Annotated in this window: 17 protein-coding genes; 10 read left to right on the top strand and 7 right to left on the bottom strand. The window is 63.7% G+C overall.

Annotation, left to right across the window (positions count from 1 at the left end; all coding sequences use genetic code 11):
* Positions 1-66 precede the first annotated feature (66 nt).
* Both ISG32_RS11580 and ISG32_RS11575 read left to right on the top strand, forming a co-directional pair.
* Complete coding sequence (locus ISG32_RS11580) at positions 67-2,622, top strand: DUF1631 family protein (RefSeq protein ID WP_194771172.1); 2,556 nt, start codon at positions 67-69, stop codon at positions 2,620-2,622.
* A gap of 45 nt (positions 2,623-2,667) precedes the next feature.
* On the top strand, positions 2,668-3,213 hold the full coding sequence (locus tag ISG32_RS11575) for a DUF4234 domain-containing protein (RefSeq protein WP_194771171.1): 546 nt from the start codon (positions 2,668-2,670) through the stop codon (positions 3,211-3,213).
* Positions 3,214-3,251: 38 nt separating this feature from the next.
* On the opposite strand, the gene recX is transcribed toward ISG32_RS11575, so the two are convergent.
* Together recX and recA are read right to left on the bottom strand one after the other, a co-directional pair.
* Positions 3,252-3,725, bottom strand: a complete 474-nt coding sequence (gene recX / locus ISG32_RS11570) for a recombination regulator RecX (RefSeq protein WP_194771170.1) — start codon at positions 3,723-3,725, stop codon at positions 3,252-3,254.
* 316 nt (positions 3,726-4,041) lie between these two features.
* The gene (recA, locus tag ISG32_RS11565; RefSeq protein WP_194771169.1) at positions 4,042-5,136 is read right to left on the bottom strand and encodes a recombinase RecA; all 1,095 of its coding nucleotides are present in this window, start codon (positions 5,134-5,136) and stop codon (positions 4,042-4,044) included.
* A 154-nt stretch (positions 5,137-5,290) separates the two neighbouring features.
* On the opposite strand from recA, the gene ISG32_RS11560 reads away from it, so the two are divergent.
* On the top strand, positions 5,291-5,782 hold the full coding sequence (locus ISG32_RS11560; protein ID WP_194771168.1) for a MarR family winged helix-turn-helix transcriptional regulator: 492 nt from the start codon (positions 5,291-5,293) through the stop codon (positions 5,780-5,782).
* 19 nt (positions 5,783-5,801) lie between these two features.
* On the opposite strand, the gene ISG32_RS11555 is transcribed toward ISG32_RS11560, so the two are convergent.
* The 4 genes from ISG32_RS11555 to ISG32_RS11540 form a co-directional block, all read right to left on the bottom strand.
* A complete protein-coding gene (locus ISG32_RS11555; RefSeq protein ID WP_194771167.1) occupies positions 5,802-6,401 on the bottom strand; it encodes a phosphonate degradation HD-domain oxygenase in 600 nt (199 codons plus the stop codon).
* Positions 6,402-6,993: 592 nt separating this feature from the next.
* A complete protein-coding gene (phnY, locus tag ISG32_RS11550; protein ID WP_194771166.1) occupies positions 6,994-8,445 on the bottom strand; it encodes a phosphonoacetaldehyde dehydrogenase in 1,452 nt (483 codons plus the stop codon).
* A 26-nt stretch (positions 8,446-8,471) separates the two neighbouring features.
* Positions 8,472-9,704, bottom strand: coding sequence for a phosphonoacetate hydrolase (phnA, locus tag ISG32_RS11545; protein WP_194771165.1), 1,233 nt, complete (start codon positions 9,702-9,704; stop codon positions 8,472-8,474).
* A gap of 1 nt (position 9,705) precedes the next feature.
* Entirely contained in the window at positions 9,706-10,428 is a 723-nt protein-coding gene (locus ISG32_RS11540; RefSeq protein ID WP_194771164.1) for a phosphonate utilization associated transcriptional regulator, read from the bottom strand.
* A 265-nt stretch (positions 10,429-10,693) separates the two neighbouring features.
* Here ISG32_RS11540 and ISG32_RS11535 point away from each other — a divergent pair, with 265 nt between their 5' ends.
* The 7 genes from ISG32_RS11535 (at position 10,694) to ISG32_RS11505 (ending at position 19,488) form a co-directional block, all read left to right on the top strand.
* Positions 10,694-11,743: a putative 2-aminoethylphosphonate ABC transporter substrate-binding protein gene (locus ISG32_RS11535; protein ID WP_407645051.1), complete on the top strand. Its 1,050-nt coding sequence runs from the start codon at positions 10,694-10,696 to the stop codon at positions 11,741-11,743.
* A 113-nt stretch (positions 11,744-11,856) separates the two neighbouring features.
* Positions 11,857-12,993 (top strand): putative 2-aminoethylphosphonate ABC transporter ATP-binding protein, encoded by a 1,137-nt coding sequence (locus ISG32_RS11530; protein WP_194771163.1) that lies wholly within the window; start codon positions 11,857-11,859, stop codon positions 12,991-12,993.
* Positions 12,990-14,729 carry a putative 2-aminoethylphosphonate ABC transporter permease subunit gene (locus ISG32_RS11525; protein ID WP_194771162.1) on the top strand — a complete coding sequence of 580 codons (1,740 nt, stop codon included), beginning with the start codon at positions 12,990-12,992 and terminating at the stop codon, positions 14,727-14,729. The genes ISG32_RS11530 and ISG32_RS11525 overlap by 4 nt, the downstream gene beginning before the upstream one ends.
* 79 nt (positions 14,730-14,808) lie before the next feature.
* Positions 14,809-15,981, top strand: a complete 1,173-nt coding sequence (locus ISG32_RS11520) for a 2-aminoethylphosphonate--pyruvate transaminase (RefSeq protein ID WP_194771161.1) — start codon at positions 14,809-14,811, stop codon at positions 15,979-15,981.
* Positions 15,982-16,310: 329 nt separating this feature from the next.
* Complete coding sequence (locus tag ISG32_RS11515; protein WP_194771160.1) at positions 16,311-16,985, top strand: response regulator; 675 nt, start codon at positions 16,311-16,313, stop codon at positions 16,983-16,985.
* Between the two features lie 76 nt (positions 16,986-17,061).
* A complete protein-coding gene (locus tag ISG32_RS11510) occupies positions 17,062-18,501 on the top strand; it encodes a sensor histidine kinase N-terminal domain-containing protein (RefSeq protein ID WP_194771159.1) in 1,440 nt (479 codons plus the stop codon).
* 144 nt (positions 18,502-18,645) lie between these two features.
* Positions 18,646-19,488, top strand: a complete 843-nt coding sequence (locus tag ISG32_RS11505; RefSeq protein ID WP_194771158.1) for a hypothetical protein — start codon at positions 18,646-18,648, stop codon at positions 19,486-19,488.
* A gap of 14 nt (positions 19,489-19,502) precedes the next feature.
* Here the strand turns inward: ISG32_RS11505 and ISG32_RS11500 are convergent, their stop codons facing one another.
* Positions 19,503-20,537 carry a Bug family tripartite tricarboxylate transporter substrate binding protein gene (locus ISG32_RS11500; RefSeq protein WP_194771157.1) on the bottom strand — a complete coding sequence of 345 codons (1,035 nt, stop codon included), beginning with the start codon at positions 20,535-20,537 and terminating at the stop codon, positions 19,503-19,505.
* Between the last annotated feature and the right edge of the window lie 23 nt (positions 20,538-20,560).

The following is a 20,560-nucleotide window of genomic DNA, read 5'->3' as shown; positions in this document are numbered from 1 at the left end:
TTCCGGGTCCCCGACCAAGCGGTGGGGATAGACCCATAGGCCTTCGCCGCACATAATCAACTATCTATGGAATATCCGCCGTCCTCTCCCACCGATCAACGTCTGGCCCTCTACGGCCGCCAGCGTTTTGCCGAGGGATTGGTCGCCGGCCTGCCCCAGCTGGGGCACAAGCTGCAGGAATTCGCCGCCGCTCTTGCCAACCAGACCGGCACGGTTCGGGAAATGCAGTCCAACCGAGAGTCCTGGTCGGCCTACAACGGTCACGAGCGGGAATGGCTGCTGGGGCTCAAGAAAATCTGGACCGAGGCGGGCGACGCCAACACCGCGCTGGCAGCCGCCGCCACAGCCTCGGCGCCCAAGGAGCTGTCGCTCGACGGCGGCCTTGAGCTGCTCAGCGACGATGTGGTGGAAAACAAGATTTTGGCCTCGCGCATCGCGCTCACCGTGAGCGAGGCGGCGGGCAGCGAGTTCGAGACCGTCAAGCTGCGCACGCAGCGGCTTCTGGGACGCGAGCTCGACAGCGGCGACCTGCTCAGGCCCGAGACGATCTGCCTGAACGTGGTCAACCAATGGATCGAATGCGGCATGTCGCGCGCCGACCTGCAGTTGATGATCGATCCGATGCAGAGCGAACTCGCCAGCCTGCTCGAAAAGGAATACAAGGCGCTCAACAAGCTGTTCGAAGACCGTGGCGTGTCCACGTCGGCGAGCAGCGACCTGCGTTCGCGGGTCAAGCGCACGGGGGCCGCCACGGTGCCCGGCGGCATGCCTGGAGCTGGCCCGAACAGCGGCTATGACAGTGGCCCCGCTCCGATGATGGGGCAGGGCAGCGGCTTCGGCGGCATGCCCCAGCAGGGCTATCCGACCGGCTACGGCATGGCGCCTGGCGGCATGTTCCCCATGCCGCAGCCCACGGGCTGGGTGAACCCCATGCAGATGCACCCCGGGCAGCAGGGGCAGCATGGTCATCCTGGCCAGCACGGCCATACAGGCGCCTCGCAGCTGTCGCCGCAGTACGTCGCCCAGATCAACGCACAGATGGCGATGAACGCGCAGCTCAACGCGCAGATGGCGGCGCAGATGGCGGCGTCGCCGTTTCTCGCGCCGCTGCAGCGGGCCCGCCAGCGCGCGGCGGCGGTGATGGTGCAGCTGCGCAATCTGCTCACCCAGCCGACGATGAATTACGACATGGTCAAGGCGCCGCCGGCTTCCGCCGCGCTGGTGCAGGCCATGACCGACTACCGCAGCATGGCGCCCGACACCATGCTGGTGACGGTTCCCGGCGGCATGGCGGCCATGACGCAGGCCCAGGACTACACGCCTCAGGTCGTGCATCAGGTGATGGGCGCGGTGCGCGAGCGCGCGTCCGAACTCAAGAAAAAGGCCTCGACCGCCAGTGAAAAGGCCATCATCGAGGTGGTCGCGCTGATGTTCCAGAGCATTCTGAACGAAGACCGCCTGCCGCCCTCGATCCGCGTGTGGTTCGCGCGCCTGCAGGTGCCGGTGTTGCGCGTGGCGCTGGCCGAGCCCGAATTCTTCAACAACGTGACGCATCCTGCGCGCCAGCTCATCGACCGCATGGGCTCGTGCGTGCTGGGCTTTGATGCGGCAACGATCAACGGCACGGCGCTCGAGGTCGAGGTGCGCCGCATCGTGCAGGTGATCGAGCAATACCCCGAGACCGGCAGCCGCGTGTTCCAGCTGGTGTTCGAGGAGTTCGAGCGCTTCATCGCCAAGTCGCTGGCCGAGAGCCGCGGCGCGCAGAAGATCGTGGGTGTGGCCCAGCAGGTCGAGCTGCGCGAGACGATGGCGGTGCAATACACCATCGAGTTGCGCGACATGCTCAAGGACATGCAGGTGCGCGATGAGATCCGCGAGTTCCTGTTCAAGAGCTGGGCCGAGGTGCTGGCGGTTTCCGCCGTCCGCAACGGGCCGCAGCATGACGAGACCGTCGCGCTCAAGCGCACGGCGGCGGACCTCGTCTGGGCGGCGAGCGCCAAGCCGCACCGCTCGGAGCGCGCGCAGGTGATCCAGAACCTGCCGACCCTGCTGCAGAACCTGCGCCACGGCCTGGCGCTGACGGGCGTGACCGGCGCGCCGCAGGACGCGCAGATCAAGGTGCTGACCGACACGCTGGCCGACGCCTTCCTCTCCAAGACCGCGACGATTCCGCGCGAGCACATCGACGCGATGATCAAGCGCCTGGCCAATCTGGAGGACGTGATCGGCGATGCCGACACCAGCGACTTCGAGCTGTCGTCCGAGAACGTGGAGATGCTGCTCGGCATCGATGCCTCGTCCATCCACGTGGTCGCCGACAACGGCACGCCGGTGCGCGACGAAGTCGTGCGCTGGGCGCAGCAGATGGCGCTCGGCAGCTGGTTCACGCTCGACCACAACGGTTCGTCGGCCCAGGTGCAGTACGCATGGCACAGCCAGCGCAAGCAGCTGCATCTGTTCGTCTCCATGGATGGCAAGAGCTACCTGATCCAGCTGCGCCGCCTCGGCGCCTATCTGCAGTCCGGCCTGCTGGTCGCGCAGGAGGAAGAAGCGCTCACCATGCGCGCGACGCGCGAGGCTCTGGTCAAGCTCAACGCCAATCCGGAGCGCCTGCTCGGCTGAGGCCGAGTTGGAACGGAAATCGAAACCGGAACTGGAGCCGCTTTCATGGCGAACGATCCGCGGCCAGACGACGCTGCGCCAGCATCTCCGGTGACGCCTGCGTTCTTCCCCGTCTCGCTGCGCAAGCTCGCGGTGCTGAGCTTCTGCACGATGGGCCTGTACCACCTCTACTGGTTCTACATGCATTGGCGGCATGTGCGCGTGTGGAATGCGGGGCGGGACTTTTCACCGGCCCGACGCACGCTGCTGTTTTTCTTCTTTTGCTTTTCGCTGTTCCGCCGCGTGCGGGCACAGGACGCGCGCGTCAAGGTCAACGGGCGCTCCAGCCTCAAGGCGGGCCTGCTCGCGCTGGGCTACATCGCCGCGAACCTGTGCGATCTGCTGCCCGGCATCTGGGGATTGATGAGCATTTTCAGCTTCATTTTCCTGCTGCCGGTGCAGGCGCACGCGAACCGCGTGAATGAGCTGACGTGCTCCGCGCCGTTTGATCGCAATGCGTCATTCAGTGCATGGAACTGGATGGCCGTCGTGCTCGGCACATTGCTGGTGGTGCTCAGCGTAGTAGCGGCGATCTACGAGATGGGGAAGTGAGGGCGTGAACCGCGTGGCCGAGCAGCCGCTGCTGTTGCTCACTCGAATTCGTCTTCATCCGCCTGCCCGGCGCTCTTGAGCACCCGGCGCACCACATCGCCGCTGAATCCGCGCGCGGCGAGAAAGCGCATCTGTTTCGCCTTTTCCTGCGGCGTGCTCGCGGGCTCCCTGCTTCCGAACTTGCTTTTCCAGACGGACAGGGCGCGCTCGAGTTCGGTCGACTGCAGCTCGGCCGCCGTGGCCTTGATCAGCGTGTCGTCCAGGCCCTTGCTGCGCAGCTCCTGAACCACGCGCTGCGTGCCCAGACGGGAGGCGCGGCGGTGGACGACCGAGGCCGCGACGCGTTCGGGGTTGATGAAGTTCTTGGCTTCCAGGTCGCAGAGGATGGCATTCAGGTCGTCGCCTTCTTCGACATGGGGCGCGAGCTTGGATTCCAGCTCCTTGCGGGAGTGTTCGCGCTGGGCCAGCAGTTTCAGCGCTCTTCCCTTCAGCGAAAGTTTGGTGAATCCCATTTTGCTTTTTGGTTTTACGCCGCCTTTGGCGACGATTGTCTGGTCGTTTGGAGGCGGCAATACAGGCCCTCATGCGTCGTTGCTCACGCTTGCCGTACGAGAGTACTGTCTGCGCGTGAGACGCCTAGCCTGCGGGCCTGTCTTGCCGTTGTGGGGGTGAGATCGAGCGCTCTGTGCGCTGCTCGGGTCAGTAGTCTTGAAGACATGACGCGGATGCAAAAAGGGGCCGTCCAGCGTTTGGCTGTGCGGCCCTGAAGTCGAAAATGATTCGACAATTGCAAAGAAACTTTTGGGATGTCGCGATGGACGGCGGGTTTTATTCTTCGCCGTCTTCCGCCTCGTCCTTGTTGGCGCCGGGGGCGGCTGCCACGCTGGTCACGCCGAGAAGGGGGATGCCGAGCGATTCGCGGACCTTGTTTTCGATCTCGATGGCGAGGTCGCGGTTTTCGCGCAGGAATTCACGCGAGTTGTCGCGGCCCTGGCCGATTTTCTCGCCGTTGTAGGCATACCATGCACCGCTCTTTTCAACGATGCGCGCGTTCACGCCCATGTCGATGATTTCACCTTCGCGCGAGATGCCTTCGCCGAACAGGATGTCGAACTCGGCCGTCTTGAATGGCGGCGAGACCTTGTTCTTCACCACCTTCACCTTGGTTTCGTTGCCGATGGCCTCGTCGCCCTTCTTGATCGTGCCGGTGCGGCGGATGTCCAGGCGCACGGAGGCGTAGAACTTCAGCGCGTTGCCGCCGGTGGTGGTTTCGGGCGAGCCGAACATCACGCCGATCTTCATGCGGATCTGGTTGATGAAGATGACCATGCAGTTGGTCTTCTTGATCGTGGCGGTGAGCTTGCGCAGGGCCTGGCTCATCAGGCGGGCCTGCAGGCCGGGCAGCGAGTCGCCCATTTCACCTTCGATTTCGGCCTTGGGCGTGAGGGCGGCGACCGAGTCGACGACGATCAGGTCCACCGCACCCGAGCGCACCAGGCTGTCCACGATTTCGAGCGCCTGCTCGCCGGTGTCGGGCTGGCTGATCAGCATGTCCGACAGGTTCACGCCGAGCTTCTGCGCATAGCTGGTGTCGAGCGCATGTTCCGCGTCGATGAAGGCGCAGGTGCCGCCCTGCTTCTGCATTTCGGCGATGACCTGCAGCGTGAGCGTGGTCTTGCCCGAGGATTCAGGACCGTAGATTTCGATCACCCGGCCGCGCGGCAGACCGCCGACGCCCAGCGCAATGTCCAGACCCAGCGAGCCGGTGGAGACGACCTGGATGTCCTCGATCTTCTCGCCTTCGCCAAGACGCATGATCGTGCCCTTGCCGAACTGCTTCTCGATCTGGGCCAGCGCGGCCTGCAGGGCCTTGGCCTTTTCGCTGGTGTCTGCTGCAGAAGTGCTCTTCACAGTGGTGTCCATGGTGGGGGTCCTCTTGCTCGTTGCCATTGCGCTTTCCGTTTCTTGAATCTGGGAGACTGTTTTTAATCACAGTCCTGTGTGCTTGAACAGTAGTTTATGTGCGGATACTTTTCTGTCAAAGCAAATTTTGGTCAGTTTGCCTGACAATGTGTGCATGACCGAACTGCACCCCGCCACGCCCCCTTCCGACGCCTGGCGCGAAACCCATCTGGGCCGCCTGCTGGGCCACGCCATGCGGCGTTTCGACGAGCGCGTCTACCAGTTGATGGCGCACGATGTGGAGGTGCCGCTCGCGCTCTCCAACCTCGCCGCGCGCGAGCAGGTGAGCGCCGCGCACATCCACATCACGCGCCACCTCTCGCTTGCGGGGGATCGGCTGACCGATCTCGCTCAGTCGGCCGGCATGACCAAGCAGGCGATGGCGAGCCTGGTCGATCAGTGCGAGGCCTGGGGACTGGTCACGCGCGAGCCCGATCCCCACGACGCCCGCGCGCGCATCGTGCGCTTCACCGTCACCGGACTTGCATGGCTCAAGGCCTTCGAAACGGCGGTGGCGCAGGCCGAGGTCGAGTTCAGGGAGGCCGTGGGCGAAGACGTGGCGACCGTCGTGGCGCTGGGGCTGGAGGCGTATGCGGAAGGGGAGTGAGCCGGATTGGGTGTGATCGTCACGCCGCCTTGTGCGTCTTCTCGGCAGCGGCTGTGGTGAGTCGGGACCGGTGGGTGTTCGACGCGTGCTCCATGTGGCGCGTGAAATGCGCGAGGTCGGGCGTGCGCATGTCGGCGTCCTTGGCCAGATCGTCCCAGCGGCGCAGCTCCACCGCGTTGAGTGCATGCGGGCGATTGGCGAATTCAGTGGCCTGCTCCGGCGTGAAGACGCCGCCCTGCAGTTGCAGGCTGCGTGCGGAGTCGGCCGAAAGCGCTTCGAGGTAGCCCGCCTCATGCAGACAGAGGTAGCGCTTGGCATCGACATGCATGCGGATGGGCTCGAGCGTGGCGTCGCCGAACAGCGGGCGCAGGAAGGGGATGCAGAGGTATTGGTGGAGATCGTCCACGCCTTGCGTCGTTGGCGAGCCCGGTCTGTCGTGCAGGAGGTGACCGAGGTCGTGGAGCAGGGCGGCGGTGATGAGTGCGCTGTCAGCGCCCTGGAGTTCTGCGAGGTGGGCGGATTGGAGGGCGTGCTGCAGTTGGGTGACGGGTTCGCCGTCGTATTGGGCGTGGCCTTTGGTTTCGAAGATGTGGACTATGTCTTGGATGGTCAGGCTCACTGTTTTCTCCTTCTCTTTTTTCTCTGTGGTTGCGGTGTTGAGGGCGGAGGCCGGGAGTTCCGCCCGGCGGCGGAGTCACTTTTTGCTTGCGCGCAAAAAGTCACCAAAAGCGCGCTTTTGAATACGGGGTCACGCGGCAGAACTCGCTTTGCGCTGCGCGCGCCGCTCGGGCAACCGCCGCGAGCTAGATATTTCATAAGAGGTGTGTTCGGCACATCGCTTCGCTCGTGCCGCTCATCTCGCGACTTCGCGAGATGCTGGTGCGCCAGTGCTGCACGATTTTGATTGGCTCGTTGGATCAACGTCGCTCAAAAGAGCAGTGGGCATTTGAGTCCCAACCCAGCTCCACCAACGTCCCGGCACAAGCGAAGCGACGTGCCGCAAACTCCTCTGGTTAGCCTCTAGCTCGCGGCGGTTGTCCGAACGGAGCGACGCAGTCGCGCAGTGAGTTCTGCCGCGTGACCCCGTATTCAAAAGCGCGCTTTTGGTGACTTTTCGCGCGCAAGCGAAAAGTTACTCGCCCGCCGGGGCGAGACCCGGCCTCTGCAAGCAACTTCGCACCAGGCTCAGACCAGCGCGCAATGACGGAAGATCACCAAGGCAGCGAATAAGTCTTGGTATTCGTGAAGCTCTTCATCGCTTCCAGCACGCCTTCCTTGTAGCCAAGACCGGAGTCCTTGATCCCGCCGAACGGTGTCAGCTCCAAGCGGTAACCGGGCACTTCGCGGATGTTGACGCTGCCCACGTTGAGCTCGCTGATGAAGCGGGTGATGTAGTCGAGGCGGTTGGTGCAGATCGACGAGGACAGGCCGAAGGCCGTGCCGTTCGAGAGCTTGATCGCTTCTTCGATGGTCTTGAAGCGGATCACCGGCGAGACGGGGCCGAAAGTTTCTTCCTTGGCGACGCGCATGTCGAGCGTGACGTGGTCGAGCACCGTGGGCGAGTACAGCGCACCCTTGCGGATGTTGCCGCACTTGAGCGTGGCACCTGCGGCGATGGCTTCGTTCACCACGGTTTCGAAGTAGATCGCGGCTTCTTCGTCGATCACGGTGCCCATGTCCACATTGGCGTCCATCGGGTCGCCGTACTTCACGGCCTTGGTCTTTTCGACCAGCAGTTCGACAAAGCGGTCGGCGAGCGATTCGTGCACCAGCATGCGCTTGATCGCCGTGCAGCGCTGGCCGCTGTTTTTGTAGCTGCCGCTGGCTGCCAGCGTGGCGGCTTCTTCGACGTCGGCGTCTTCCATTACGATGATCGGGTCGTTGCCGCCCAGCTCCAGAATCTGGCGCTTGTAGACCGCCTTGCCCGCGATGTATTTGCCGATCGGCACGCCGCCGGTGAAGGTGACGAGATCGACGTCGTCGCTGGTGAGCATCTCGTCGCAGATTTCGCGCGGGTCGCCCGAGATCACGCTGAGCATCTCCGGCGGCAGACCGGCTTCATACAGGATGTCGGCCAGCACGTAGGCGGTGAAGGGCGTTTTCTCGCTGGGCTTGAGCACCGTGCGGTTGTTGGTGGCGATGGCCGGTGCGATCTTGTGGATCACCTGATTGAGCGGGTGGTTGAACGGCGTGATCGCGGTGATCACGCCCTGCAGCGGCTCGCGCAGGGTGTAGACCTTGCGGCTCTTGCCGTGGTGCGTGAGGTCGCAGGAAAACACCTGACCGTCATCGACCAGCGCCTGATTGGCCGCGAACAGCAGCACGTCGGAGGCGCGGCCCACTTCGTAGAGCGAATCCTTGCGGCACAGGCCCGATTCGAGCGTGATGAGCTTGGAGATTTCATCGAGGCGCGCGGCGATGATTTCACCCGCACGCATCAGGATCTTGTAGCGCTCGTAGCGTGTGAGCTTGGATTGGTAGCCATGCGCGATCTTGTAGGCGCGGCGCACGTCTTCCAGCGTGGCCTTGCCGACGCTGCCGATGACTTCGCCGGTGAAGGGGTAGGTGACGTCGATGCGCTCTTTGGTTTCCACGCGCTCACCTGCGATGCGCAGGGTTTCGTGGCGGAGTTCGGGAGCTTTGTGCAGTGCGGATACGGTCATGGGAAGATCTCCTTTGTTGTCGGTGTTCATGCAGCAGCATGGTTCAGTGCCAGATCCAGTGCATCGAAATTGCGCAGGCGGCGGCTGGCGGCAATGCCGGAGACTGGGCGATTGCAGATCAGCGGAACGCGTTGTTCGGATACGCCGCCGTGCGAGCGCAGCGGTGCATCCAGACCCGAGAGGTCGTGGCGGCTCTTCGAGGTGCCGACCACGGTGTTCTTTTCGCTCACGACGACGATGTCGCCGATGCGGTCTTCGGGCAGTTCAAATTTTTTCGCCGCTTCTTCGCGGGTAAGCGCCAGCTCGATGCCGGGCAACTCCTGAATGCGCGAAATCCATTGCCTAGCGGTGGCCGCGTCGGGCGCGTAGATGGTGGCGAACGAGCCGAGCGCGCCGTGGTGCACCACGTAGGGATCGGTGATGGGCAGGATTACGCGTGCTTTTTCCGCGCCGAACCAGCCGTCGAGCACGTCCTGCAGATAGATCACCTTGGGCTGGCCACTCGCATCGTGCTTGTCGTTCATGCCGTGGTCGGCGGTGAGCACGATGATGCAGCCCATTTCGTCGAGCTGCGCGAGGTATTTGTCCATCATGGCGTAGAACGCATTGGCCGCTGGCGAGCCGGGCGCGGCCTTGTGCTGCACGTAGTCGGTAGTGGAGAGATACATCAGATCAGGGCGGCGCGTTTCCATCAGCTTCACGCCGGATGCGAAGACGAACTCCGACAGCTCGGCGCTGTAAACCGAAGGCACGGGCATCTTCACCAGATCGAGCACGTTGTCGATGCCGTTCTCGGCCAGTGTGACCTGATCGGCCTTTTCCGACGAAAAGCAGATGCCCGTCATGCCCTTGCCCAGCAGCTTGCGCAGCTTGTCCTTGGCGGTGACTACGGCCACCTTTGCGCCCTTTTCGGCAAAGGCGGCGAGCACGGTGCCGGCGCGCAGGTATTTGGGGTCGTTCATCATCACTTCCTCGCCCAGATCGCGGTCGAAGAAATAGTTGCCGCAGATGCCGTGCACGGCGGGCGGTGCGCCGGTGACGATCGACAGATTGTTCGGGTTGGTGAACGAAGGCACCACGCAATCGGCCAGCAGGTCTGCGCCCTGGGCACGCATTTTTGCGAGGTAGGGCGCAACGCCCGCCTTGACGGCGGCATCCAGGTACGCGGGCTCGCAACCGTCCACGCACACGATCACAACGGGGCGGGGCATCCAGCGGTAGTTGCGGTTGTTGACTTCAATGGTTTGCGGTGTCGTCATCTCAGGCTTCCTTGGAGGGGGATGGAGAAGGGATTGCGGATGGATCTGTGCGGCCCATGGCCTTGTGCATACGTGCGCGGCTGTCGGCCACGTGCTGGCGCAGCGCCTGTCCGGCGCGCTCGGCGTCGCCCGATGCGATGGCATCGACGATGTGGCTGTGTTCGTCCACCGACACCCGCAGACCGCCGCCGCCATCGAGCGCCCGCATGCGGAACAGCGACAGCTCCTTGATCAGGCGCTGGTAGGTTTCGGTGAGCTTTTTGCTGCCTGCGGTGTCGAGCAGGATTTCGTGGAACTGCAGATTGAGTTGCGCGTACTGCTCGAGGCTCTCCGCTTCGGCGGCCACACGCATCGCGTCGATCATGGCTTTGAGGCGATCGACGCCGTCGGGCGTGATGGCGCGGGTGACGCGGCGACCGATGATTTCTTCCATGGCTTCGCGCAGTTCATAAATCTCGTCGGCTTCTTCGAACGAGATTTCACGCACGAACATGCCGCGGTTCTTTTCGGTGCGCAGCAGGCCTGCTTCTTCCAGCGAACGCAGCGCTTCGCGCACGGGCCCCCGGCTGGTGTTGAAGCGCGCAGCCATGTCGCTTTCGTTGATGCGGCTCCCAACGGGCAGCTCGCCCGTCATGATGAGACGTTCGATTTCTTCCTGAACCAGCATCGGCAGCGAGCTGGATTGCAGAAAGGCCAGTGCGGAGTTGGGTTTGCTGTTTTCCATGGACTCCATTGTTCGATCCAAAATGCAAACTGTCAACAGTTTTCTATTGACAGTAGGCAAAACGAGTTTTACATTGACCACACCGACGCAAAGAAATCGCCGGGCCGGTTCGCCGGAATACCAAACCGAGAGGGGTGCATGCAGGCCAACGGATCACGGGATTCGGATGGGGTGCAGTCGATGAAGCCAGCGCAGTCCCGGGACGGCGGCGAAATCGGCGAGTCATCGGGTTTGCAGTGGCGCCTCCGACAAAAGGAGACAAGCGATGAATAAGTTAGCGGGAGTTCGTCACGGCCTGATGACAATCTGTGCGGGCGCCATCGGCCTGACCCTGGCCTGTGGTGCGGCGATGGCGCAGCAGAAGACGCCCCTCTTGGTCTACACGGCGCTCGAAACCGATGCGATGAAGCTCTACAAGACGGGCTTCGAGAAGGCCAACCCGGACATCGAGATCAAATGGGTGCGCGACTCCACCGGCATCATCACCGCCAAGCTGCTGGCCGAAAAACAGAACCCGCAGGCCGACGTGGTTGCGGGCGTGGCAGCCAGTTCGCTCGCGCTGCTCGATCAGGAGGGCATGCTGCAGGGCTATCAGCCCAAGGGCTTCGAGCAGCTCACGCCCGCCTACTCGGACAGCCAGCGCCCGCCGAAGTGGGTGGGCATGGACGTGTGGGCCGCGACGGTCTGCTTCAACACCGTCGAGGCCAAGAAGCACAACCTGCCCAAGCCCGAGACCTGGAAGGATCTGGCCAAGCCCGTCTACAAGGGGAAGATCACCATGCCGCACCCGGCGTCCAGCGGCACGGGCTACCTCGATGTCTCGTCGTGGATTCAGATGTGGGGCGAGCAGGAAGCCTGGAAGTACATGGACGCGCTGCACGAGAACATCGCGCAGTACGTGCACTCGGGCTCCAAGCCCTGCAAGCAGTCGGGCTCCGGCGAATTTCCGATCGGCATCTCGTTCGAGTTCCGCGCGCACCAGGTGAAGAAATCCGGCGCACCCGTTGATCTGATCTTTCCCAAGGAAGGTCTGGGCTGGGACATTGAAGGCACTTCCATCATGAAGACCACCAAAAAGCCCGAGGCCGCCAAGCGTCTGGCCGACTGGATGGCCAGCAAGGAAGCCAACGTCATCAGCTCCAACTGGTGGGCCGTGGTGGCGATGCCGGGTGTGGCATCCAAGCTCGAAGGCATTCCCGACAACTACGAAAAGCTGCTCGCCAAGAACGATCTGAACTGGGCCGCCAAGAACCGCGAGCGCATTCTGGCCGAGTGGAGCCGCCGTTACGAAGGCAAGGCCGAAGCCAAGCCCTGAGCCACTCTTTGATGGCGTTTTTTCGACAACTGCTGCCGCTCTGCGGCAGCGGGTCGCCGGAGCTTTCTCTGCTGGGCGACACCTCTCTTTCATCTGGTTGATGAGGTCGGAACATGGACATGACAGCTACCAAACACATCGCCGAGGAACTGGGCACAAAGCCCGCGCTCGAGATCAACGGCGTCTACAAGAACTTCGAGACATTCAGCGCGCTGCGCGACATTCACCTGAGCGTGCGCCCCGGCGAGATGCTGTGCTTTCTGGGCCCCTCGGGCTGCGGCAAGACCACGCTGCTGCGCATCATCGCGGGGCTGGAAACGCAAAGCGAAGGGCAGTTGCTGCAAAACGGCAAGGACATCTCATGGCTACCCGCCGACAAGCGCGACTACGGCATCGTGTTCCAGTCGTATGCGCTGTTCCCCAATCTGACGATTGCCGAAAACGTCGCCTATGGTCTGGTGAACGGCAAGGTGCGCAAGGCGCAGATCAAGGAGCGCGTGGCCGAGCTGCTCAAGCTTGTGGGCCTGCCGACATCGGGTGAGAAATATCCGAGCCAGCTTTCCGGCGGCCAGCAGCAGCGCGTGGCACTGGCGCGCGCGCTGGCCACCAATCCGGGTCTGCTGCTGCTCGATGAGCCGCTGTCTGCGCTCGACGCGTTGGAGCGCATCCGCCTGCGCGGCGAGATCCGGCGTCTGCAAAAGCAGGTGGGCATCACCACCATCATGGTCACGCACGATCAGGAAGAAGCGCTGTCGATGGCCGATCGCATCGTGGTGATGAACCACGGCGTGATCGAGCAGGTGGGCACGCCGCTGGATATCTACGAGCGCCCCGCGTCGCCGTTCGTGGCGGATTTTGTGGGCAAAGTAAATGTGCTCAAGGGCCAGTCGCTGGGCGGCAATCGCTTCCGCGTGGGTGAGATCGAACTGCAGTGCGACACCTGCACCGACGACAGCTTTGTGCCGGGCCAGAACGTGAGTCTCTATCTGCGCCCCGAAGACCGCGTGGCCGAGCGGCTCGATCACGACACGCCGTACCGCCTGAACGCGCTGATCACCAAGGTTGAGTTTCTTGGCGGACTGTGCATTGCCGAAGTCACTTCGGAAGCGCTGCATGGTCAGAACCTGGGCCTGCACTTCACGCTCAACCAACTGCACGACCTGAACATCCGTGAAGGCAATCGCATCGACATCGCGCTGCGCGCGCACCGCATTCGCGTGTTCGCACCGCGCGCGGAGGTGGCCGCATGAATACCGCCACGATCGCGAACCGATTGCCCGCTGCGCCCGCGCGCAGTCTGCAGGGGCATCAGCGCTGGAGCCGTGATGAGTGGATCGCGCGCGGCATGCTGCTGGTGGTGATGGCGCTGCTGCTCACCTTTCTGATAGCGCCGCTGTTTTCGATTCTGGTGAACGCGGTGCTCGACAAGGACGGCAACTTTGTCGGCCTGCAGCACTTCATCACCTATTTCCAGACGCCGAGCCTGATGCGCGCGGCCTGGAACTCGGTGTGGGTGGCATGCTCGGTGGTGCTGATCTCCGTGCCCATGGCCTTCATCTGCGCCTACGCGCTCACGCGCACCTGTTTGCCGAATTCGTTCAAGGCGACGGTGAAACTCATCGCGCTGATCCCGCTGCTCGCGCCTTCGCTGCTGTCGGCGATCTCGTTCGTGCAGTGGTTTGGCAATCAAGGCGCACTCAAGTTTTTGCTGGGCGATGCGTCGATCTACGGCGCGCCGGGCATCATCCTGGCCGAGGTCTACAACACCTTTCCGCACGCGCTGATGATTCTCGTGACCGCGCTCTCGCTCGCCGACGGCCGCCTGTACGAAGCCGCGAAAGCGCTGCGCACGCCGGGCTGGCGACAGTTCACCACGATCACGCTGCCGTCGTGCAAGTACGGCCTGATCAGCGCGGCGACCGTGGTTTTCACCTACGTGATCAGCGATTTCGGTGCGCCCAAGGTGATCGGCGGCAGCTTCAACGTGCTGTCGGTCGACGTGTTCAAGCAAGTGGTCGGTCAGCACAATTTCTCGATGGGCGCGGTGGTCGGCATGCTGCTGCTGTTGCCTTCGGTGATCTCGTTCATCATCGACTACCGCGTGCGCCGCAAGCTCAAGGCGCAACTCACCGCGCGCTCCGTGCCCTACAGCCCGAAGCAGCACCGCGTGGGCGACCTGTTGCTGGCGGGTTTCTGCACCATCGTCTGTCTGCTGCTGCTCGCGACCGTGGGCATGGCGATCTACACCTCGTTCATCAAGCTGTGGCCGTATGACCAGACGCTCACGCTGCGCCACTACGCGTTCGCGCTGGTGGAAAGTGACATGGCGTCGGCCTTCACCAACAGCCTGCTGGTCGCGCTGATCACGGCGGTCTGCGGTTCGCTGATCGTGTTTCTGGGCGCCTACCTGATCGAGAAGACCCGCAACCTCGGCTTCATGCGCAAGGGCATGCACCTGATGGCGGTGCTGTCGATGGCAGTGCCGGGGCTGGTGCTGGGTCTGGGCTACGTGATGTTTTTCAATCATCCGAACAACCCGCTGAACGTGCTCTACAACACGCTGGCGATTCTGGTGATCTCGATGATCGTGCACTACTACACGTCGAGCCACCTCACTGCAGTCACCGCGCTCAAGCAGATCGACAACGAATTCGAGGCCGTTTCCTCTTCGCTGAAGGTGCCGTTTTTCAAGACCTTCGTGCGTGTGACGATTCCGGTGTGCCTGCCCGCGATCCTCGACATCGGCCGCTATTTCTTCGTGGTGTCGATGGCCAGCCTGTCGTGCGCGATCTTCCTCTACACGCCGGAGACCATCCTCGCGTCGGTCGCGATCATGCACATGGACGAGGCCGGCGACATCGGCCCCGCCGCCGCGCTCGCGAGCCTGATCGTCGTGTCCTCGACCATCGTCTGCATCGCCTATTCGCTGGCCACGCGCGTGATCCTCACGCGCACCCAGGCCTGGCGCAATCTGGCGCGCAGTTGATGGAGCTTCCCTTCCCTGTTCCCCTTGTCCCCCTGTTTTCACCTGTTCAAAACCCCACTTTGAGTCCCCGGAGAAAAACATGAGCGTCGCAACTTCCACCCCTGCTTTCAACGCAGCATCTTCCAACGCCTCCTATCCCGTTTTGCTGACCCCCGGCCCGCTGACCACCTCCGAGCGCACTCGCGAGGCCATGCTGCGCGACTGGGGCTCGTGGGACGCCGACTTCAACCAGATCACCGCACGCATCCGCCAGAACGTGCTGCGCATCGTGAACGGCGAGGCCACGCACGAATGCGTGCCGATGCAGGGCAGCGGCACCTTCTCGGTCGAAGCCGCCATCGGCTCGCTCGTGCCGCGCAGCGGCCGCGTGCTCGTGCCCAACAACGGTGCCTACTGCGCACGGTTGGCCAAGATCTGCAAGGTGCTGGGCCGCAAGCTCAGCACCATCGACTACCCCGAGTCGCAACGGGTCAGCCCCGCTGACGTGGACAAGGCGCTCGCCGCCGATGCGAGCATCACGCACGTCGCGCTGGTGCATTGCGAGACGGGCGCGGGCGTGCTCAATCCGCTGCACGAGATCGCGCTGGTCGTCGCCAAGCATGGCAGGGGCCTGATCGTGGACGCGATGAGCTCGTTCGGCGCCATCGACATCGACGCGCGCAAGACGCCGTTCGACGCGGTGATCGCCGCATCGGGCAAGTGCCTGGAAGGTGTGCCCGGCATGGGCTTCGTGATCGCGCGGCGCAGCGTGCTGGAACAATGCGAGGGCCACTCGCATTCGCTCGCGATGGACCTTCATGACCAATGGGTCTACATGGGCAGGACGACACAGTGGCGCTTCACGCCGCCCACGCACGTGGTGGCGGCGCTCGATGCGGCGATCACCCAGTACTTCGAGGAGGGAGGCCTTGCAGCGCGCGGCGGGCGCTACGAGCGCAACTGCAAGGCGCTGATGGAAGGCATGCGGAAGCTGGGCTTCCGCTCGTATCTGGACGCCGATCTGCAGGCGCCGATCATCGTCACTTTTCACGCGCCAGACGATCCGGCCTATGACTTCAAGGTCTTCTACCAGGAGGTGAAAAAGCGCGGCTACATCCTCTATCCGGGCAAGCTCACCGCCATGGAAACCTTCCGCGTGGGCTGCATCGGCCACTTCGGCGAGGCCGGAATTCCGGGCGCGGTGGCCGCGATCGCCGACACGCTCAAGGCCATGGGCATCCGTCAGGTGACCGCGCCCGCGGTGGCTGCCTGACGCGCAGCTGTTTTCACTCCCTTGTCGGTTGGTTTGTCTTCCGTGCATGCAAGTGCCATGAAAGTGCCATGAAAGTGGAGGGCCGCAGGAATGCGGCCCTTTTTTCGTCGTGCCGATAAAAAACCGCAGCGTGCATGCACTGTCGCCAAGTGCCGCGTCTGCCGGTCATCTTACAATTTCGGAGGTCCCGCGCATGTGATGCGGAGCGCGGACGGGTGCGCTACCGGTCGGCGCGCATTCGGTTAAATTCGAGCCCATCGCTTCAGTGATCCTCATTCAATGATCCTCACCATGCAGCACGACAACACAAACACAACAGGAGACGGGCCATGCGCATTCTCATAGCCGAAGATGACCAGGTGCTGGCGGACGGCCTGTTGCGCACTCTGCGCGCCTCGGGCGCGGTGGTCGATCACGTGGCCAACGGCTCCGAAGCCGATGCGGCGCTGGTCACCAACAATGAATTCGATCTGCTGATCCTCGACCTTGGCCTGCCCAAGCTGCACGGCCTCGAGGTCCTCAAGCGCCTGCGTGGACGCGGGTCCGGCCTCCCGGTGCTGATCCTCACCGCCGCCGACAGCGTCGAGGAGCGCGTGCAGGGCCTCGACTACGGCGCCGACGACTACATGGCCAAGCCGTTCTCGCTGCAGGAGCTCGAGGCCCGCGTGCGTGCGCTTTCGCGCCGCGGCATGGGTGGCGCAAGCAGCGTCATCAAGCACGGTCCGCTGACCTATGACCAGACCGGCCGCGTCGCCACCATCGACGGCAAGATGGTCGAGCTCTCCGCTCGTGAACTCGGCCTGCTCGAAGTGCTGCTGCAGCGCGCGGGGCGGCTGGTGAGCAAGGATCAGCTGGTCGAGCGGCTGTGCGAGTGGGGCGAGGAGGTCAGCAACAATGCCATCGAGGTGTATATCCACCGGCTGCGCAAGAAGATCGAGAAAGGCCCGATCCGCATCGCGACCGTGCGCGGGCTGGGATATTGCCTCGAAAAGATCCAGAGCTGAGCTGCGCTTGTCAGTCTGGTGAATGTCTTGCGCTTGATACTTTGACCGCACCTTTCCTCCATCAGCAGGCCATTTCTTGAAAATCTTCCAGCGCGAGCAGCGATCCCTCTTCGGCGAGATCCTCGACTGGATGCTCACGCCGCTGCTGCTGTTGTGGCCGGTGAGTCTGGCGCTCACTTGGCTGGTGGCGCAGGGGCTGGCGAACAAGCCGTTTGATCGTGCGCTCGAGTACAACGCGCAGGCGCTGGCGCAGCTGGTCACGGTGAACAAGGACCGGGTGCAGTTCAATCTGCCGCAGCCCGCGAGCGAGATCCTGCGGGCCGACGAGTCGGACATCGTCTACTACCAGGTGATCGCGCCGGACGGCCGGTTTCTCTCGGGCGAGCGTGATCTGCCCAAACCGCCCGACGATGAAAAGCCGTTCTCCGGCGAGGTGCGGCTGCGTGATGCGGAGATGCGCGGGGTGGACATCCGCGTGGCCTACATCTGGGTGCGGGTGCCGCTGCCCGACGCGCCTGCCGCGCTGGTGCAGGTGGCGGAGACGCGCTCCAAGCGCAGCGTGCTGGCCACCGAAATCATCAAGGGCGTGATGCTGCCCCAGTTCGTGATCCTGCCGCTGGCCGTGCTCTTGGTGTGGCTGGCGCTCGCGCGCGGCATCAAGCCGCTGCATCAGCTGGAAGAACGCATCCGCGCGCGCAAGCCCGATGACCTCTCGCCGCTCGACCACAAGGCCGTGCCGATGGAGGTCGCGCCGCTTGTCGATTCGGTCAATGACCTGCTGCGCCGCCTCAACGACTCCATCGCCACGCAAAAGCGCTTTCTCGCCGACGCCGCGCACCAGCTCAAGACCCCGCTCGCCGGTCTGCGCATGCAGGCCGATCTGGCGCAGCGCGAGGGCACGAGCACCGAGGAGCTCAAGCTCTCGCTCAAGCAGATCGGTCGCTCGTCGATCCGCGCGACGCACACCGTCAATCAGCTGCTGTCGATGGCGCGCGCCGAAGGCGGCAGCACCTCGGGCCTGCAGCGCCAGCGCGTCGATCTCGCGCGGCTCGTGATCGAGGTGGTGCAGGACAGCGTGCCACGCGCGCTCGACAAGGGCATTGACCTCGGCTACGAAGGCGCCGACCCCGGAGCGCACGGCGTGTTCGTCGAAGGCAATGCCACGCTGCTCAAGGAGCTGGTGCGCAATCTGGTGGACAACGCGATCAACTACACCCCTTCAGCGCCCGACAAGCCCGGTGTGGTCACCGCCCGCGTGCTCGCCGACACCTTTGGCCATGTCGTCATGGCCCAGGTCGAAGACTCCGGCCCCGGCGTGCCCGAGGCAGAGCGCGAACTGGTGTTTCAGCCCTTCTACCGCGCCCTCGGCACCGACGCCGACGGCTCGGGCCTCGGCCTGCCCATCGTGCGCGAGATCGCCCGCCAGCACGGCGCCGAAGTGCGGCTTGAGGACACTCGGCCCGGCGCGGCCCATCCCGGGGCGAAGTTCAGCGTGCAGTTTGTTGCGCTGCGCTGAGAGCGTGTATACGATCTCAGCGCGAGGATTTGCAACGCGGCAGAGTGCCCGAGACCGCGCCTGCAAGACCGTGTGGGGATCGTGAACACGTTCCCATCCTCTGTGTTAGTCTGGTGAAAACTATCAATGAGAGGGGGTTAATAGATGAAGATACGCCATTGCATTCACACGCTGCTGCTGCTCGCCACGGCATGGCTGCTTTCCGGCTGCGGCGACCAGAAGGCCGCATTCGAGAAGATGCTTCCCAAGGAGGAGGTCGAGATCGCGCAGCAGGTGCTGACCGAGGCCCGTGCGGGCAACGCCGCAGCCATCAAGGCGCGCATGGACCTGGAGTTCGTCGGCCCGAGCTTTGATGCTGACATGGCACGCATGCTCACCTTGTTTCCTGCAGGCGAGCCTTCGAGCATCAAGCCGGTGGGCTTGTTCTCCAATACCATCAACGGCAACGTCACCACCTACAACATTACCTTTGAGCAGCGGTACCCGGACAGCTGGCTGCTGGCTGCGGTGCAGCTGCGAAAGAAGGACGGCGAAACCCGCGTGATCGGCATGCGCGTGCAGCCGACCAACCAGTCGCTCGAAGAGCAGGGGCGCTTCACGCTCGAAGGCAAGAGCGCCGTGCATTGGGCGGTGCTGGTGCTGGCCGTGCTGATACCGCTGTTCATTCTGGTCACGCTGGTGCGATGCTGGCGCACGCCGATCGCGCGGCGCAAATGGCTGTGGATGCTGTTCATCCTGTTGAGCGTCGCCAGGTTCTCGTTCGACTGGGGCACGGGTGCCTATCACCTGCAGCCACTGTACGCGGGCCTGCTTGGCATGGGCGTGCTGAAGAGCGGCCCGTATGCCAGCTGGATTTTCACGTTGGCCTTCCCGCTTGGCGCGGTGGTCTTCTGGCTGCGGCGGCCCGCGCTGCTGCGCAAGGCGCGGGAGGCGGCTGCCTCATCGGCTCCGCCAGCCGCTCCCGTGGAGCCTCCCGCAACGCCCTGATGTGCCAGACGCCTTCAATCGAGGCTGATCTTCGCGACGCTCGTCAGGTTGCGCCAGCGTTCGAGCTCGCTCTCGATCTCGGCCCTGAAACGGTCGGGTGAGTTGAGCGACACATCGATGCCGCGCGCGGTCAGGGCCTTGCGCGCGTCGGGCTGACCGAGTCCTTTCACTGCGGCTTCGTTCAATGTCTGCGTCAACGCGGGTGCGAGTCGCGGTGGCGCGAACAGTCCGAACCAGGTCGTGGTCTGGTAACCCGTGATGCCCGACTCTTCGAGCGTGGGAATGTCGGGTGCGGACGGGGAGCGTTCGCGCGAGCTCACGCCGAGCGCGCGCAGCTGGCCGTTCTGGATGTAGGGCAGCGACGATGGCAGCGTGTCGAAATACGCGGCCACATGTCCGCCCAGCAGGTCGGTGAGCACCTGGCTGCTGCCCTTGTACGGGATGTGGCGCAGCTTGGTGATGCCCGTGTTCTGGATGAACAGTTCGGCCGCCATGTGGGTGATGTTGCCTGCGCCCGCCGAGCCATAGGGCACGGGTTCGGCGCTCGCGTTCACGTAGGCCACGAACTCTTTGGCGTTCTTCACCGGCAGCTTGGGGTTGACCACCAGCACCAGCGGTGTCGAGCCCACGTTGGTGATCGGCGTGAAGTCGCGCAGCGGATCGTAGGGCACCTTCTGCGAGAGTGCGGGGCTGATGGTCTGGCTGGCGGTCACGCCCAGCAGCAGGGTGTGGCCGTCGGCGGTGGCGCGCGCCACTTCCGACGCCGCGATCACGCCGTTCGCGCCGGGCTTGTTCTCGACGACGATGCTGGTGTTCAGCGTCTGGCCCAGATGCTGCGCGAGCTGGCGTGCAACGAAGTCCGCGCCGCCACCGGGCGGGAAACCGACCAGCAGGCGGATCGGCTTGGATGGGTAGCGGTCGCTGGCGCGCGCGGAAAGGGGCAGGGCGGCCGCCGCGGTCATCGCCATCGCATGGGCGAGCCAGCGACGACGACGCGCGTCGTGTGCGTCGTGTGTGCCGGGATCGGTGGAATGAAGGTCGTTGTGCATCTGTTGTCTCCGTTCGTTGTGGT

Origin of the sequence: Diaphorobacter caeni, from assembly GCF_015354245.1 — a bacterium.
GTDB classification, from domain to species: Bacteria; Pseudomonadota; Gammaproteobacteria; order Burkholderiales; family Burkholderiaceae_C; genus Diaphorobacter_A; species Diaphorobacter_A caeni.
The sequence above is the reverse complement of the archived record's forward strand: the minus strand, read 5'-3'. Positions and strand labels throughout refer to the sequence as shown.

Bases quoted from the DNA above. Each gene is read 5' to 3' on its own strand.
- ISG32_RS11580 (WP_194771172.1), top strand. From the start codon at position 67: ATGGAATATCCGCCGTCCTCTCCCACCGATCAACGTCTGGCCCTCTAC.
- ISG32_RS11575 (WP_194771171.1), top strand. From the start codon at position 2,668: ATGGCGAACGATCCGCGGCCAGACGACGCTGCGCCAGCATCTCCGGTG.
- recX (WP_194771170.1), bottom strand. From the start codon at position 3,725: ATGGGATTCACCAAACTTTCGCTGAAGGGAAGAGCGCTGAAACTGCTG.
- recA (WP_194771169.1), bottom strand. From the start codon at position 5,136: ATGGACACCACTGTGAAGAGCACTTCTGCAGCAGACACCAGCGAAAAG.
- ISG32_RS11560 (WP_194771168.1), top strand. From the start codon at position 5,291: ATGACCGAACTGCACCCCGCCACGCCCCCTTCCGACGCCTGGCGCGAA.
- phnY (WP_194771166.1), bottom strand. From the start codon at position 8,445: ATGACCGTATCCGCACTGCACAAAGCTCCCGAACTCCGCCACGAAACC.
- phnA (WP_194771165.1), bottom strand. From the start codon at position 9,704: ATGACGACACCGCAAACCATTGAAGTCAACAACCGCAACTACCGCTGG.
- ISG32_RS11540 (WP_194771164.1), bottom strand. From the start codon at position 10,428: ATGGAAAACAGCAAACCCAACTCCGCACTGGCCTTTCTGCAATCCAGC.
- ISG32_RS11535 (WP_407645051.1), top strand. From the start codon at position 10,694: ATGAATAAGTTAGCGGGAGTTCGTCACGGCCTGATGACAATCTGTGCG.
- ISG32_RS11530 (WP_194771163.1), top strand. From the start codon at position 11,857: ATGGACATGACAGCTACCAAACACATCGCCGAGGAACTGGGCACAAAG.
- ISG32_RS11525 (WP_194771162.1), top strand. From the start codon at position 12,990: ATGAATACCGCCACGATCGCGAACCGATTGCCCGCTGCGCCCGCGCGC.
- ISG32_RS11520 (WP_194771161.1), top strand. From the start codon at position 14,809: ATGAGCGTCGCAACTTCCACCCCTGCTTTCAACGCAGCATCTTCCAAC.
- ISG32_RS11515 (WP_194771160.1), top strand. From the start codon at position 16,311: ATGCGCATTCTCATAGCCGAAGATGACCAGGTGCTGGCGGACGGCCTG.
- ISG32_RS11505 (WP_194771158.1), top strand. From the start codon at position 18,646: ATGAAGATACGCCATTGCATTCACACGCTGCTGCTGCTCGCCACGGCA.
- ISG32_RS11500 (WP_194771157.1), bottom strand. From the start codon at position 20,537: ATGCACAACGACCTTCATTCCACCGATCCCGGCACACACGACGCACAC.